17 protein-coding genes and 1 pseudogene are annotated in these 13,174 nt (G+C 69.6%); 10 read left to right on the top strand and 8 right to left on the bottom strand.

Going from position 1 to position 13,174, the window contains the following annotated elements; all coding sequences use genetic code 11:
* Nucleotides 1-10: 10 nt before the first annotated feature.
* Nucleotides 11-985 carry an MSMEG_6728 family protein gene (locus ASG69_RS22915; RefSeq protein ID WP_200933854.1) on the bottom strand — a complete coding sequence of 325 codons (975 nt, stop codon included), beginning with the start codon at nucleotides 983-985 and terminating at the stop codon, nucleotides 11-13.
* Nucleotides 986-1,099: 114 nt separating this feature from the next.
* On the opposite strand from ASG69_RS22915, the gene ASG69_RS18285 reads away from it, so the two are divergent.
* Nucleotides 1,100-1,369: a WhiB family transcriptional regulator gene (locus ASG69_RS18285; protein WP_056448604.1), complete on the top strand. Its 270-nt coding sequence runs from the start codon at nucleotides 1,100-1,102 to the stop codon at nucleotides 1,367-1,369.
* Here the strand turns inward: ASG69_RS18285 and ASG69_RS18280 are convergent.
* On the bottom strand, nucleotides 1,348-2,349 hold the full coding sequence (locus tag ASG69_RS18280; protein WP_056448607.1) for a LacI family DNA-binding transcriptional regulator: 1,002 nt from the start codon (nucleotides 2,347-2,349) through the stop codon (nucleotides 1,348-1,350). The genes ASG69_RS18285 and ASG69_RS18280 overlap by 22 nt on opposite strands.
* Nucleotides 2,350-2,510: 161 nt before the next feature.
* On the opposite strand from ASG69_RS18280, the gene ASG69_RS18275 reads away from it, so the two are divergent.
* Genes ASG69_RS18275 through ASG69_RS18265 form a run of 3 tightly spaced genes read left to right on the top strand, consistent with a single transcriptional unit; the run spans nucleotide 2,511 to nucleotide 5,378 of the window.
* Nucleotides 2,511-3,434 (top strand): sugar phosphate isomerase/epimerase family protein, encoded by a 924-nt coding sequence (locus ASG69_RS18275; protein ID WP_027505594.1) that lies wholly within the window; start codon nucleotides 2,511-2,513, stop codon nucleotides 3,432-3,434.
* A 35-nt stretch (nucleotides 3,435-3,469) separates the two neighbouring features.
* Nucleotides 3,470-4,504: a Gfo/Idh/MocA family protein gene (locus ASG69_RS18270; protein WP_027505593.1), complete on the top strand. Its 1,035-nt coding sequence runs from the start codon at nucleotides 3,470-3,472 to the stop codon at nucleotides 4,502-4,504.
* A 1-nt stretch (nucleotide 4,505) separates the two neighbouring features.
* Nucleotides 4,506-5,378, top strand: a complete 873-nt coding sequence (locus ASG69_RS18265; RefSeq protein WP_056448610.1) for a sugar phosphate isomerase/epimerase family protein — start codon at nucleotides 4,506-4,508, stop codon at nucleotides 5,376-5,378.
* 19 nt (nucleotides 5,379-5,397) lie between these two features.
* On the opposite strand, the gene ASG69_RS18260 is transcribed toward ASG69_RS18265, so the two are convergent.
* Nucleotides 5,398-6,060, bottom strand: coding sequence for a GNAT family N-acetyltransferase (locus tag ASG69_RS18260; RefSeq protein ID WP_056448613.1), 663 nt, complete (start codon nucleotides 6,058-6,060; stop codon nucleotides 5,398-5,400).
* Between the two features lie 82 nt (nucleotides 6,061-6,142).
* Here ASG69_RS18260 and ASG69_RS18255 point away from each other — a divergent pair, with 82 nt between their 5' ends.
* Nucleotides 6,143-7,168 carry an LLM class flavin-dependent oxidoreductase gene (locus ASG69_RS18255; RefSeq protein WP_056448617.1) on the top strand — a complete coding sequence of 342 codons (1,026 nt, stop codon included), beginning with the start codon at nucleotides 6,143-6,145 and terminating at the stop codon, nucleotides 7,166-7,168.
* On the opposite strand, the gene ASG69_RS18250 is transcribed toward ASG69_RS18255, so the two are convergent.
* Complete coding sequence (locus tag ASG69_RS18250) at nucleotides 7,142-7,723, bottom strand: TetR/AcrR family transcriptional regulator (RefSeq protein ID WP_056448620.1); 582 nt, start codon at nucleotides 7,721-7,723, stop codon at nucleotides 7,142-7,144. The two genes, ASG69_RS18255 and ASG69_RS18250, sit on opposite strands and share 27 nt — an antisense overlap.
* 35 nt (nucleotides 7,724-7,758) lie before the next feature.
* Here ASG69_RS18250 and ASG69_RS18245 point away from each other — a divergent pair, with 35 nt between their 5' ends.
* The 5 genes and pseudogenes from ASG69_RS18245 (at nucleotide 7,759) to ASG69_RS18230 (ending at nucleotide 9,470) form a co-directional block, all read left to right on the top strand.
* Complete coding sequence (locus ASG69_RS18245) at nucleotides 7,759-8,706, top strand: DMT family transporter (RefSeq protein ID WP_056448623.1); 948 nt, start codon at nucleotides 7,759-7,761, stop codon at nucleotides 8,704-8,706.
* Entirely contained in the window at nucleotides 8,703-8,999 is a 297-nt protein-coding gene (locus ASG69_RS18240; RefSeq protein WP_056448626.1) for a hypothetical protein, read from the top strand. Before ASG69_RS18245 ends, ASG69_RS18240 begins: the two co-directional genes overlap by 4 nt.
* Before the next feature lie 28 nt (nucleotides 9,000-9,027).
* The gene (locus ASG69_RS18235; RefSeq protein WP_056448629.1) at nucleotides 9,028-9,273 is read left to right on the top strand and encodes a hypothetical protein; all 246 of its coding nucleotides are present in this window, start codon (nucleotides 9,028-9,030) and stop codon (nucleotides 9,271-9,273) included.
* Nucleotides 9,270-9,314, top strand: a pseudogene (locus tag ASG69_RS23375) (hypothetical protein); the annotation flags it as partial. The gene ASG69_RS18235 and the pseudogene ASG69_RS23375, both read left to right, overlap by 4 nt.
* 6 nt (nucleotides 9,315-9,320) lie before the next feature.
* Nucleotides 9,321-9,470: a hypothetical protein gene (locus ASG69_RS18230; protein ID WP_235579003.1), complete on the top strand. Its 150-nt coding sequence runs from the start codon at nucleotides 9,321-9,323 to the stop codon at nucleotides 9,468-9,470.
* On the opposite strand, the gene ASG69_RS18225 is transcribed toward ASG69_RS18230, so the two are convergent.
* From ASG69_RS18225 to ASG69_RS18210, 4 genes are all read right to left on the bottom strand, one after another.
* The gene (locus tag ASG69_RS18225; RefSeq protein WP_056448636.1) at nucleotides 9,451-10,950 is read right to left on the bottom strand and encodes an amidase; all 1,500 of its coding nucleotides are present in this window, start codon (nucleotides 10,948-10,950) and stop codon (nucleotides 9,451-9,453) included. The genes ASG69_RS18230 and ASG69_RS18225 overlap by 20 nt on opposite strands.
* Nucleotides 10,951-11,037: 87 nt before the next feature.
* The gene (locus tag ASG69_RS18220) at nucleotides 11,038-11,679 is read right to left on the bottom strand and encodes a luciferase domain-containing protein (RefSeq protein ID WP_056448638.1); all 642 of its coding nucleotides are present in this window, start codon (nucleotides 11,677-11,679) and stop codon (nucleotides 11,038-11,040) included.
* A 92-nt stretch (nucleotides 11,680-11,771) separates the two neighbouring features.
* Entirely contained in the window at nucleotides 11,772-12,470 is a 699-nt protein-coding gene (locus tag ASG69_RS18215) for an aquaporin (RefSeq protein ID WP_037185699.1), read from the bottom strand.
* Nucleotides 12,471-12,687: 217 nt separating this feature from the next.
* Complete coding sequence (locus ASG69_RS18210; RefSeq protein WP_162246786.1) at nucleotides 12,688-13,107, bottom strand: Asp23/Gls24 family envelope stress response protein; 420 nt, start codon at nucleotides 13,105-13,107, stop codon at nucleotides 12,688-12,690.
* Nucleotides 13,108-13,174: the final 67 nt, after the last annotated feature.

Genomic DNA, 13,174 nt, shown 5'->3' with positions numbered 1-13,174 from the left:
AGGTCCTCACCTATCTGTTGTCGCCACGCCGTCCACAACGTCCCTGGCCATTACAGCTAGTCCTCACGTCGTCAGACGGAGCGACGGAACAGCCGCGAGCTCGCCCGGCACCGCGGCACCGGACGTGACCACCAGCGCGTACTCCCCGGCATCGCGCACGGTCGCGCCACGGCGGAACACGCGCAGACGCCCGGGATCGCGGCCCTCGGCCCGCATCGCCTCGACGTCCTCGGGGGGTCGGCTCGCGCGCGACGGACGCCGACACCGTGCCACCCGGCTCGGCGGACGGTTCGGGCAGCGGGAGGTCGGGAGCGAGCGGGTCGGTGTCCAGCAGGAGAGCCGTGCGGCCCGGCCGCACCAGCGCTGCAGCGACCGTCAGCAGACGGTGGTTCGTCGTCCGCACCTGCGCGGATCGGCCACCGTGCAGGGCCCGCAGGGCGGACCACTCCTCCGTACCCGGGTCGAACAGCTCTGCGGGCGCGCCCATCTCGATCATCGAGGACACCACGGCACTGGGCGTGGTGTCGCCGACCGTCAGGGGCCAGCGCGGGAAGAGGGATCCGGGCCAGACGTACCCGGTCTCCCCTGCCCAGTCGGCCGGGTACGCCTGCGGCGCCTTCGCGGCCAGGGCGCGACGATGGCTCGCGTGCACCGAGTCGTCACCGAGCCAGGGCGGCAGTCGGCCGTCGTCGCGCAACTCGTCGTACGTCCACGCACGCCCGTCGCTGTAGTCGAGGAGCCGTGCCTCCAGGGCCTCCGCCCGCCCGCGGGCCGCCCACTCCCGGCAGGTCGCGATCCCGTAGGCCACGAGCGCCGGGGTGAATCCCCGCCACATCACCACCGCCGGGTGGTTCTTCCACCCGTAGGAGGGCCATACCAGGGCGCGCAGGATCTGGAAGGTCTCGACGCGTTGCTTCCCGAGCCGCTTGTCGTCGAGCAGCTGTGCGCTGCGGGCGAAGCCGGGGTCGGGGAGGAACGTCTGCATTTCGAGAGGGTGACCGACGAGGGCCGCGTCGAAACGAGGGTGCCTCTGCGGAGTTGCGACCTGCTCGAGTCGAACCCTGTGCCGACCCCTCTCACTGCGACAGCATCGTGTGTCATGACGATCTCCGTCGAGACGAACTCCACCGACTCCGGGCAGTGGCGTCTCGCCGCGGTGTGCCGCGGCGAGCGCAGCGACCTGTTCTTCTCCCCCGCCGGAGAGGGACGACGAGCTGCCCGCGAACGCGAGGAGATCGCGAAGAGACTGTGCGCACACTGCCCGGTGATCGCTCGGTGCCGCGAAGTGGCTCTCGAGTCCGCCGAACCGTACGGAGTGTGGGGCGGGTTGACCGCCCGCGAACGACGTCAGGTGCGCCGGGCCGTCTGACGCGCGACCGTGCGCACGGGCCCGGTACTCCCGCGCACGACGAGTGACGGCTCGACCACCAGCTCGGCGGGCGCGAGGCTCTCGTCCTCGAGGCGGGCGATGGCGAACCGCACCGCCGTCGCGGCCAGACCCTCGGCGTCCTGCCGGACGGTCGTGAGATCGATGCGCGAGAGGTGCGCCAGCTCGCTGTCGTCGTATCCCACCACCGAGACATCATCGGGCACAGCGATTCCGGCACGGTGGAACGCGTCCATCAGTCCCACCGCGCACAGATCGTTGCCGGCCATCACCGCGGTGGGCACCCGCCGCTCGGCGACCATGCGCGTTCCGGCAGCACTGCCCGCCTCCTCGGTGTGCGCACCCGGCCACACCACGGCGGGAAGACCGCGCTCGTCCATCGCGGCACGGAAGGCGGCGCGACGCTCGGTCGAACCGGAGTCGGTGCCACCGTCGACGTGGTGGATGTCCACGTGCCCGAGACCGACGAGGTGGTCGACCGCCTGACGCACTCCGTGGTCGTCGGCGCTGCGCACGATGTCGAAGTCGGTGGCGGGCAGGGCCCGTCCGATCATGACCACCACCGCCCGCTCCTCGAGATGCGCGACGTACTCGGGTGAGGACGACGGGCCGAGCAGGATCACGCCTTCGCAGCGATGGCTGAGCAGCGCCTCGATCGCCTTCGTCTCGTCCCGGCCGGGCGCGCTCGCGGACAGCAACACCTCGTACCCGGCCGACTCGGCCACGGGATAGATGTGGGTCACGAGATCGGCCTGGAACGGCTGTCGCACGTCGATCACGACCCCCAACGTCCTGCTCCGCCCGCGCGCGAGGAGTCGCGCGGCGTTGTCGGGTCGATAGTCGAGTTCGCGCGCAGCGGCGAGGACACGGTCGCGAGTGTCGTCACTCGCACCCGGTTTGCCACTGAGGACGAACGACACCAGGGTCCGGGACACTCCCGCCAGAGCGGCGACGTCACTCATCGTCGTCTTGCGGCTGCGGGGCGGCGTGGACACCGGCACTCCTCTGGGACGGGGCTTGACACGGAAGCGTGATCCACCTCATAGTAGCTTAAGCGCGTTACTTAAGCGCGTTAGTGCCACAGCACGAGCGCCGGACATTCTTCGAGAGGAACCCCCGAGACATGAGCACGATTCGCGTCGGATCCGCCCCCGACTCCTGGGGAGTGTGGTTCCCCGAGGATCCTCAGCAGACCCCGTACGGCCGCTTCCTCGACGAGGTGTCGGCGTCGGGCTACGAGTGGATCGAACTGGGCCCGTACGGCTACCTGCCCACTGATCCGCAGAAGCTGCTGTCGGAGTTGGGCTCTCGGGGTCTCAAGCTGTCGGCCGGCACGGTGTTCGAACACCTGCATCAGGACGACGCGTGGGACGCGGTGTGGACTCAGATCGAGGACGTCGCCAAGCTGACCGCCGCCGCCGGCGGCAAGCACGTCGTCGTCATCCCCGAGATGTGGCGTGACCCCTCCACCGGCGCGGTGCTCGAGGACCGCGACCTCACGGCGGACCAGTGGCGCAAGAAGACCGAGGGCATGAACGAGCTCGGCAAGCGCATGTTCGAGCAGTACGGCGTCAAGGCGCAGTACCACCCGCACGCCGACAGCCACGTCGACACCGAAGAGAACGTGTACCGCTTCCTCGACGGCACCTCGAGCGAGTTCGTGAACCTGTGCCTCGACACCGGCCACATCAGCTACTGCGGCGGTGACAACATCGCGATCATCGAGCGGGCACCCGAGCGCATCGGGTACCTCCACCTCAAGCAGGTGAACGAGGAGGTCCGCGCCAGGGTCGCAGCGGAGGACCTGCCGTTCGGCGAGGCCGTCAAGCTCGGCGCCATGACGGAACCGCCGCTCGGCATCCCGGACATGCCTCCGCTCCTGAAGACCATCGAGCGCCTCGCGGACGACGGCAAGCTCACCGCGGACATCTTCGCGATCGTCGAGCAGGACATGTACCCGTGCGCCGTAGACGCTCCCCTGCCGATCGCGCAGCGCACCCGGAAGTACCTGGGCTCCTGCGGCATTCCTGCCGTCACGTTCGCCTGACCACACTTTCGCACCTACAGAAACGGATTGACACGATGACCACCGAACTCCGCATCGCGGTCCTGGGTGTCGGCATGATGGGTGCCGATCACGTCGCCCGCATCACCTCGAAGATCACCGGCGCCCGCGTCGCCGTGATCAACGACTACGTCAGCGCGAAGGCCCACGAGCTCGCCGCGACCATCCCCGGCTGCCGCGTCGTCGAGGATCCCCTCGACGCGATCGCCGACCCCGAGGTCGACGCCGTCGTCCTGGCCACTCCCGGCCCGACCCACGAGAAGCAGCTTCTCGCGTGTCTCGAGCACGGCAAGCCCGTCATGTGCGAGAAGCCGCTGACCACCGATGTGGCCACGTCCCTCGCCGTCGTGGAAGCCGAGGCCGCGCTGGGCAAGAAGCTCATCCAGGTCGGATTCATGCGCCGCTTCGACACCGAGTACGACCAGCTCAAGGCACTCATCGATTCCGGCGAGCTCGGCCGTCCGCTGGTGGTGCACTGCGCACACCGTAACCCCGCCGTGCCGCCGCACTTCGACAGCGCGATGATCGTGCGCGACTCGCTGGTGCACGAGGTGGACGTCACGCGCTTCCTCCTCGACGAGGAGATCACGTCGGTGCAGATCATCAGCCCGTCGGCCAATCCGTCGGCACCGCAGGGCCTGCGGGATCCGCAGATCGCCATCTTCACCACGGAGTCCGGTCGACACGTCGACGCCGAGGTGTTCGTCACCACCGGCGTCGCCTACGAGGTGCGCACCGAGGTCGTGGCCGAGCACGGCAGCGCGATGATCGGTCTCGACGTCGGCCTCGTCCGCAAGTCCGCTCCCGGAACCTGGGGCGGCACCATCACTCCCGGCTTCGTGCAGCGCTTCGGCCAGGCCTACGACACCGAGATCCAGCGCTGGGTCGACGCGGTGAAGGCCGGCGCCGAGACGGGCAACTACGTCGACGGCCCCGGAGCGTGGGACGGATACGCTGCAGCCGCGGTGTGCGAGGCCGGCGTGAAGTCGCTCGAGTCCGGTGCCCCGGTCGCCGTCGAGATGGTGCAGCGCTCGTCCATCGTCGGAGCCTGAGATGAAGATCGCGCTCGATCCGACGCCGTTTCATCATTCGCACTCGCTGCTCGAGCTGCCCGCCGTGGTCGCCGATCTGGGGTACGAGTGGTTGCAGCTCACCCCGCACGTGGACATGATCCCGTTCTTCAACCATCCCAAGGCCGATGACGGGTTGGTCGCGAAGTTCCGCAAGGCGTGCTCGGACGCCGGCGTCGGGATCGCCTCGGTGTTGCCGGTGCTGCGGTGGTCCGGTCCCGACGAGGACGCCCGCGAGGCGGCCGTGCGGTACTGGAAACGCGCCATCCAGATCACCGTCGACCTCGGGGTGTCGACGATGAACACCGAGTTCTCCGGTCGACCGGAGAAGCCGGAGGAGTCCGAGCGGGCGTTCTACCGGTCGATGGAGGAACTGGTCCCCATCATCGAGCGCGAGGGTCTCGACGTCCTGATCGATCCGCATCCGGACGATTTCGTCGAGGACGGGCTCGCCGCGATCCGCACCATCCGCGGGATCAACTCCCCGAACATCGGGATGGTGATCGTGGCGTGCCACCAGTTCCACATGGGTGGTGACCTGCCGGCGATCATGGCCGCCGCCGGGGACATGGTGCGTCTTGTGCACGTGGCGGACACGATGGATCATCACCGCTCGCACGGGTTGCGGTACATCACCAACCCACCCGGCAACGCGGTGCGGGTGCACCAGCACCTGAAGATCGGCGACGGCGACGTCGACTGGGACCAGTTCTTCGGCGGCCTCGGCTCACTCGGGTTCTACGACAACGACACCGTCATGGTGTCGAGTGTGTTCGCCGAGAACGAGAACGCCCACGACGTCTCCCGCTATCAGCTCGAGACGATGACCCGGTACGTCGAGAAGTACCGGGCCTGATCGCCTCTCACGAGAAGTGTCAGGACGGCTGGACCCCGGGGGTGCGCACGATCATGGGCACCCCCGGGAACACCGCCGCCATCTCGGCGCGCGACTTCCGCAGCGCCGCAGTGCCGTAGCCCTTCTTCCGGTGTCCGGGGTGGATCCACACCCGAAGGTCGATGTCGCCACCGGCGAGCTCGCCGAAGACGATGCCCACCTTCTCCGCGCCCTCGCGTGCGACGAACCACGCGGCCTGCTCGGAGTCGAGGCGGTCCCGTGCCGCAGCCAGCTCGGTGTCCAGATCACCGGCCGCTCCGCCGGATCCGTCACCCGCGGAACCGACGTCCGCGAGGCGGGCGGCGAACAGGTCGCGGTCGTCGTCCGAGAACGCTTCCAGCACCAGGGTCTCTCCCGCGCTGGCGGGACGCTGGGCCAACGTGAAGTTCAGGCGACTGTCCAGGTCCTCGAGCTCGGCGGCGTTGCTCCGGCGGGCGTCCTTGGTGAGGCTGGAGAACGACATGCCCATGACGGCCTCGCCGCCCAACCGTGACGTGCCGAGCAGGGTGGCGATCGCCTCCACGGCGTCGGGCCGGGTCTCGGCCTCGACGATGACGTCGAGCACCTCGTGACGACGTTCGAAGGCCGCCAGTAGGGCGGACGTGATCTCTCGGCGAGCGGCAACATGATCGTGATCGGTCATCGCGTGATCATAGGGCTTCGCCCCCGTGCGCGGTTTGCGTACTCGGGGATGCGCGAAAGGCTCACGGGGGGATCATGGACCCATGCACCCGAGACCGCTGCGCAGGATGGGTTTTCTCACGATCGGACTGTTCGACGGGGACGACCCCGCGGCCGGGCACGAGTCGACGCTCGCGATCATCGAGCTGGGCGAACGTCTCGGCTTCGACAGCGCCTGGTTGCGGCATCGCCACCTGCAGTACGGCATCTCCTCCCCCGTCGCCGTGCTGGCCGCCGCATCGCAGCGGACCTCGCGGATCGAGTTCGGCACCGCCGTGACTCCGCTGGGGTGGGAGAACCCGGTGCGGCTGGCCGAGGACCTCGCCACCGTCGACATCCTGTCCGGCGGGCGCCTGAATCCCGGGGTCAGCGTGGGCCCGCCGATGAACTTCGACCGGCTCAGGGATGCGCTGTACCCCGACACCGCCGATCGGGAGGACTTCAGCTACGCCAGGGTCGAGCGGCTCCTCGCCGCGATCCGAGGCGATCGTCTGACGGACTTCGAGGGGATGGACGGCATCGAGGTGCATTCCTCACGCGCACAGCCTCATTCGCCCGGTCTCGCGTCCCGGATGTGGTACGGCGGCGCGTCGCTCGGGTCGGCTCGCTGGGCCGGCGCGAACGGTATGAACTTCCTGACGAGCAGCGTCGTGAAGGCCGAGGAGGACGACGACTTCGACCGCATCCAGCTCTCCCACATCGAGGCGTTCCGCTCGGCACACTCGGCGGGGAACGGTGCTCGGGTCTCGCAGGGCTTGGTGGTGATTCCGACCGACTCGGCCACACCGAGCCAGCGTGCCCGCTACCAGGAGTACGCCGATGCCCGTCTGGGCCGCACCCTGTCACCGGTCGGCCCGGCCCGCCTGCTGTTCGCTCCCGATCTGGTGGGCACCACCGAGCAGCTCGTGGAGCAGTTGCAGGCGCGCGCAGCCTTCCGGGAGATCGACGAGGTGGCGTTCGCTCTGCCTTTCAGCTTCGACCACGACGACTACGTGCAGATTCTCACCGACATGGCGACGACGCTCGGGCCGGCGCTCGGGTGGTCACCGGCCGGTGGGCTCGAGGAGTAGACGCGCTGCAGCACGCGCACGGTCGAAGGGCCGCTCGACCACTCCCATTCCCGCGCACACCAGCGCGCCCTCGTGCACGAGCATCAGCAGGTCGGCCGTGCCCACCGGGTCAGGCACGCCTGCGGCCGTGAGGATGTCGACGAACAGATCGGCCATCCAGCGCTTCTGCCCGATGATCACCGGATAGGCCGGGTGGGCGGGGTCGCTGATCTCCGCGTGCGCGTTGACCATGCTGCATCCCTTACCACTTCGCTGCGCCGTCCACTCGGCCGAGGCGACGAGCACCGCATCGATCCGATCGCCGGCCGCGTCTGCGGAGACGGCACCCAGCCGGACGGCGAGGAACTCGCGCCACTGACGGTCTCTTTCCCGCAGGTACTCCACGACGAGCCGTTCCTTGGACTCGAAACGGTCGTACAACGTCTTCTTCGTGACGCCGGCTCGCGCCGCGATCGTGTCGACGCCGACCGCGTGAATGCCCTGCTCGTAGAACAGCTCGTCGGCCGCGGCCAGCACGGCACGTGCCTTCGGCGTCCAGGCGACCTCGGATGTCATGTTTCGAACTATACCGATCTGTGTAGTCTGCTGTCATGAGTAGACAGATCGGTATACCTGTGGATCGACGCACTGCCGTCGGGTCGGTACTGGCGGGCGCGGCGTTCGTACTCTGCTGGTCGTCCGGTTTCATCGGCGCGAAGATCAGCGGTGAGGACGCTGCCGTCACCACCGTCCTGATGTGGCGGTTCCTCCCCCTCGCCCTGCTGCTCGCACCGACGTGGCTCCTCGGGTCTCGCCGAGTTCGAGGCCCGGACCTGCGGCGGCAGGTGATCGTGGGCTTTCTGTCGCAGTCCGGCTACCTCCTCACCGTGTACTGGGCCATCGGCCTCGGGGTCTCCACCGGCACCACGGCCCTCGTCGACGGAGTGCAGCCACTCGTCGCGGCAGCGCTGGCGGGCCCCCTGCTGGGCGCGGCGGCCTCGGGCCGACAATGGATCGGGCTCCTGATCGGTGCTCTCGGCGTCGCGCTCGCCACCGTTGCGGACGCCACGGCGACCACCGCGACCACCCCGGCGTGGGCCTACCTCGTTCCGCTGGTGGGAATGATGTCTCTGGTCGCCGCGACCTTCGTCGACCGTCGCGCCCAGCGACCGGCACCCTTCAGCGCTCTCGGAATCCACTGCGCCACATCGGCCGTCGTCTTCACCGCCGGCGCGGTCGCGACGGGCACCGCGGTACCGCCGACGACACTCGACTTCTGGGCGGCGACGGCGGGACTGGTGGTGTTCGCGACGTTCGGCGGGTACGGGCTGTACTGGTATCTGCTCGACCGGATGGGGGTGACGAGGGTGAACGCTCTGATGTTCCTCGTACCGCCCGTCACCACCGTGTGGGGCGCCCTGCTCTTCGGCGAGCCGTTCACCGCCCTCACCGCGATCGGTCTGGCGCTGACCTTCGTGGCCATCACTGTTGTCACGATGCGCCCCCGGGCCGGAACCCGACGGGACATCCCGGAGTCGTCGCTAGCATCGGTGTCATGACGGACGGCCGGGAGTACACCGAGGACGGCCACCACATCGTGATCGTCGGGCGGAAGTGGCGCGCCACCGATCCCGACATTCCCGAGGAGCGCGGCGCCGAACTGCGGTCGATCCTGATGGCGTGGCGACGCGACGTGCGCCGGACCGGCGGCGCCGCGGAGTCCCGCGCCGGTGTACAGGCCGCCAAGGTCGCTCTCGGCGAACGCGGCACGCCGTGGTGGGAACAGTCCGACGACGAACGCCGCGCGCGTTGGGAGACCGACGTCCCGAGGCCCGGTACCGACGACGCGTAGTCGGCCGCCGTCCGGGTAACCCCCGCCCATGGCCGACGACCGCGCCCCCGCCCCGCGACCGCGCAGCGTGCTCCCACCCGTGCTCCACGATCAGCCGATCCGGGCACGCGGGCGCGACCTCGTGCGTGTCGCCGATCTGGACGAGAGGGGCGTGGCCGAGGTGCGCACCGACGACCACGGGGTGCTCGCGGTCGGCATCCGGCCCGACGGGACACCGTTCGCCGTCGGGAACACGTGCCGACACCAACTCGCCAAGCTCGGCGCGGGCGGGTGACCGAGAACGGCTGCCTCCAGTGCCCCTGGCACAGGGCGGAATTCGACGTGACCGACGGGTCCATGGTGTCCGGGCCCAAGGGAGTGATCTTCGGTTTCCCGCCCTACTCCGCAGTGGTGGCCGCCGTCGGACGCGCCGTACCGCTCACCACCGCGCAGGTGGAGATCGTCGACGGCGTCATCCGACTCGCTCACTGACCACGTCCGCGGGGATCCTGTCGAACCACGGCCGCGCCACCTCGAGCTCCGCGGCGAGCACCAGCAGCCGAGTCTCCCCACCCGGTGGCGCCAGGAAGTGCACGCCGACGGGCAGACCGTCGACTGTCGCCGAGAGCGGAACACTCATCGCCGGCCGCCCGGTCAGATTGGCCGATTGCGTGTACGGGACAGCGGACAGGCTGCGCATCACCGCGTCCTGCACCGCGCCGAGCCGTCCGAGAATCGGTCCGAGTCGCAGCGCGAGCGCGAGCCGGGCGCCCACCCTCTCGACGAACGGGGTGTCGAAGGCGCCGATCAGCGGCGCGGGACCCGCCGTCGTGGGTGTCATGAGCAGATCGAAGCGGCGGTGGAATGCAGCGATGGCGCGGACGTGGTCCTGCCAGCGTGCCAGCGCCGCATCGTGATCCACCGCTCTCGTGGCGCGCCCGATCTCGGCGACGACCAGCGTGTCGAGTTCGAACTCCGTCGTGGTGGGCCGCGCCGTGGCCGACGCGGACGACACCTCGGCGGCGAGGTGGACGAACCACGGCACGAGGAAGTCTCTGGCCAGCTGCTCCTCGTCGAACGGCGAGGCGACCTCCTCGACGGTGTGGCCCAGTTCGACGAGCAGGTCGCGGGCGCGGTCGAGCGCGGCGAGGACGTCCGGGTGGGGTGCGTCGTTCAGCGCCGATCGCGCCGCGACCCCGATCCGAAGCCGAGGACCCGGCCGGCCGAGTGCCTCCACATGGGGCGTCGACGGGGCCGCGAACTCGAAGGGCGCGTCGTCGTCCGCGCCGCGCACGATGTCGAGGAACGCGGCCGAGTCGCGCACGGAGCGGGTGAGCACACCGGTGACGGCGCTCCCGAAGAGCATCTCCCCGGCGCGGGGCCCGGCAGGGACGACTGCCCGGCCAGGCTTGAGTCCGAACAGGCCGCAGTACGCCGCGGGGATGCGGATGGAGCCGCCGCCGTCACTGGCGCCGGCGACGGGCACGATGCCCGACGCCACCGCGGCGGCCGAACCACCGGAGGAGCCACCGGGTGTGCGGGCGGGATCCCACGGGTTGCGGGTCGCACCGTGCGCCTGCGGCTCGGTGACTCCCTTGGCGCCGAATTCGGGTACGGCCGTGCGGCCCAGGACGACGACCCCGGCGTCGAGCCACCGTTGCACCACGGTGTCCGTGACCCGGGGCCTGGACGACGCCCCCGAGCGTGACCCCGACGTCTCGACGATCCCGGCCTGAGCCTGGAAGAGATCCTTGAGCAGGAACGGCACTCCCGCCATCGGACCGGACAAGGCGCCCGCGGCCCGCACTCGCGCGGCATCCTCCTGCCACTGCACGAGGGCGTTCAGGGTGGGATCCACCTCGCGCGCTCGCGCGATCGCGACCTCGACCAACTCCGCGGCCGTCACGTCGCCGGACGCGACCAGCTGGGCGAGCCCGGTCGCGTCGTGGGCCCGATACTCGTCGAATCTCATGGCGCTCAGACTAGGTGCGCGTGCCGCCGACGAGCGCCGGTGTCGTCGAAGTCTGGACACCGCACGGCCCGTGACCCCGGGAACCGATCACGTTCCAGCAGAGACGATCGCCCGGTCCACGATGCGCCGCAGCTGCTGCTGCTCTGCCTCGTTCCGAGGTGCGTAGAGGTAGAGATAGCTGTCCGGCAGTCCCACGAGGGAACGCCCGGCCAGCGGATGCCGCTCTCCCCAGCCACGCGAGACGATCTCGGCGACGTCCCGCGGATCGGCGACCACGTGCATCGACCCCTGCGCGTCGTGCACGTGGGCGATCTCTCCGCGAGCACGCCGAGCGGCGGCGCTGCGCGGGTGATCGACGTGGAGCGCGTCGCCTCGACGTTCCAGATGGCTACGCGCGCTGTGGCATCCGTCGGTGGAGCTCAGGATCGTCAGGTGATCCTGCAACGACCGGACACTGACGGGATCGCCGTCGGACACCACCTGCCGGTGCGGGATCGGGAACGGTGCCATGACGGGTCGACTGCCGCGGTCCGGCAACTCGAGCGCACCGACGGCGGCCCGGATATCGTTGTCGCGCAGTCGAATGGTCTCTCGACAGAGGGGGCGTAGAGCGGTCATGACCACCCAGCCGACCGGATTGTCTGGGAGCCCGCCCGGCCCGATCGCGCGCCAGCGTCGATAGTCGTCCAGGATCGCGCGCAGACCTGGCGTACGACGAACCGTGTTCATGACCCACCCCCATGTGCGACGGCCCCCACGACCGACCGTCGCATCATGCCCCGGGTGCACCCGGCGAGCAACGGGCTCGTCGCACACGAGAGTCAGTGCGCGGCGACCGCCTCGGCGGGCCGCACGGCCTTGTAGGCGAGTGCACCGACCACACCACCGATCAACGGGAAGACCAGGAACACCCACAGTTGCGAGAGTGCGCTTCCGCCGGCGATCAGCGCAGGCCCGATGGAGCGCGCCGGGTTGACCGACGTCGAGTCGACCCCGATGGCGAGCAGATGCACGAACGCGAGCGTCAGTCCGATCGGAACCCCGGCTGCCGCAACGGAATGCGGCCCTGTCACGCCGAGTACGACCAGCACGAGAACTGCCGTTGCCACGATCTCCACGATCGCGACGGCGAGAAGCGAGTAGTTTCCTGCCGAGGCGTCGCCGTATCCGTTGGCGCCGAGACCGTCGACCGTCCGGTCGTATCCGGGTCGACCCGTCGCCATGGCGTAGACCACCAGGGCGCCGACGAGTCCGCCGATCACCTGTGCGGCGGCGTATCCGGCGGCGCGGGCGGCCGTCATGCGGCCGGTGACGAGGAACGCGAGCGTGACCGCCGGGTTGATGTGGCAACCGGACACGGGTCCGAGCACGAACACCATCGCGAGCAGTGTCAGGCCGAAGGCGAGCGCGATTCCGGTGGTGCCGACGTCGTCGCCCGCCAGGACGGCGGTGCCCACACCTCCGATCACGAGAACGGCGGTGCCGATGGCCTCGGCGATGTAGACGGTGAACTTGGTCATCGTCGTCCTCCTCGTCGGGTGCGGCGCTCGTCGATCTTGCGCTTGGCGTAGCCCCACGTCACGCGGCCCAGGCCCTCGAAGAGTCGGCTGGACAGGCTCCGACGGGCGCTCATGCGCGCACCTCGTCGGTGCGTTTCTCGATCGTGGTCATCATGGTTCCTCTCTTCGACCGGCCCGCGGAGCGCGAGTCGGTGTGTGTGGTCGGACGAGACTGTGGTCAGGCGGCCGTGCGGTGGCCACCGACCTGCACGTCGTGCACGACGACGTCGACGCGGCTGCAGGTGAGTCCGGTCAGTGCCGTCACCGCACTGGAGACGTTGCGGCGGACGTCCGCTGCGACGTCGGCGATGGATATTCCGTAGTCCGCCACCAGATCGAGCGAGACGACTGCGGTGCGGTCGTCCACCTCGACCGACACCCCCTGTGTGTGCCTCGCCCCGTCGACGCCCACTGCGGACCGGAGTACGTCCAGCGCACGAGAACCGGCCGGTTCCAGGGCGTGGAGGCCCGGTACCTCTCGTGCGGCGATGCCGGCGACGGTGGCGACCACGGCATCCGCGACGACTGTGCGGCCGCGATCTCTGCGGTCGGCTCGGTCGTCACTGTGGTCGACGGTCGATGCGACGGACGTCCTCACGGCGTTTCCTGTCGCAGTCTGCGGGGCGTTCACTTCAGGTCCTCTCTCTGGACTGTGACGGCTCGTC

The sequence above is a fragment of the Rhodococcus sp. Leaf225 genome (assembly GCF_001426145.1).
Classification (GTDB): domain Bacteria; phylum Actinomycetota; class Actinomycetes; order Mycobacteriales; family Mycobacteriaceae; genus Rhodococcoides.
The sequence above is the reverse complement of the archived record's forward strand: the minus strand, read 5'-3'. Positions and strand labels throughout refer to the sequence as shown.

What these genes read in the sequence shown, in the direction of transcription:
- ASG69_RS22915 (WP_200933854.1), bottom strand. Translation starts at nt 985, where the DNA reads ATGCAGACGTTCCTCCCCGACCCCGGCTTCGCCCGCAGCGCACAGCTG.
- ASG69_RS18285 (WP_056448604.1), top strand. Translation starts at nt 1,100, where the DNA reads ATGACGATCTCCGTCGAGACGAACTCCACCGACTCCGGGCAGTGGCGT.
- ASG69_RS18280 (WP_056448607.1), bottom strand. Translation starts at nt 2,349, where the DNA reads ATGAGTGACGTCGCCGCTCTGGCGGGAGTGTCCCGGACCCTGGTGTCG.
- ASG69_RS18275 (WP_027505594.1), top strand. Translation starts at nt 2,511, where the DNA reads ATGAGCACGATTCGCGTCGGATCCGCCCCCGACTCCTGGGGAGTGTGG.
- ASG69_RS18270 (WP_027505593.1), top strand. Translation starts at nt 3,470, where the DNA reads ATGACCACCGAACTCCGCATCGCGGTCCTGGGTGTCGGCATGATGGGT.
- ASG69_RS18265 (WP_056448610.1), top strand. Translation starts at nt 4,506, where the DNA reads ATGAAGATCGCGCTCGATCCGACGCCGTTTCATCATTCGCACTCGCTG.
- ASG69_RS18260 (WP_056448613.1), bottom strand. Translation starts at nt 6,060, where the DNA reads ATGACCGATCACGATCATGTTGCCGCTCGCCGAGAGATCACGTCCGCC.
- ASG69_RS18255 (WP_056448617.1), top strand. Translation starts at nt 6,143, where the DNA reads ATGCACCCGAGACCGCTGCGCAGGATGGGTTTTCTCACGATCGGACTG.
- ASG69_RS18250 (WP_056448620.1), bottom strand. Translation starts at nt 7,723, where the DNA reads ATGACATCCGAGGTCGCCTGGACGCCGAAGGCACGTGCCGTGCTGGCC.
- ASG69_RS18245 (WP_056448623.1), top strand. Translation starts at nt 7,759, where the DNA reads ATGAGTAGACAGATCGGTATACCTGTGGATCGACGCACTGCCGTCGGG.
- ASG69_RS18240 (WP_056448626.1), top strand. Translation starts at nt 8,703, where the DNA reads ATGACGGACGGCCGGGAGTACACCGAGGACGGCCACCACATCGTGATC.
- ASG69_RS18235 (WP_056448629.1), top strand. Translation starts at nt 9,028, where the DNA reads ATGGCCGACGACCGCGCCCCCGCCCCGCGACCGCGCAGCGTGCTCCCA.
- ASG69_RS18225 (WP_056448636.1), bottom strand. Translation starts at nt 10,950, where the DNA reads ATGAGATTCGACGAGTATCGGGCCCACGACGCGACCGGGCTCGCCCAG.
- ASG69_RS18220 (WP_056448638.1), bottom strand. Translation starts at nt 11,679, where the DNA reads ATGAACACGGTTCGTCGTACGCCAGGTCTGCGCGCGATCCTGGACGAC.
- ASG69_RS18215 (WP_037185699.1), bottom strand. Translation starts at nt 12,470, where the DNA reads ATGACCAAGTTCACCGTCTACATCGCCGAGGCCATCGGCACCGCCGTT.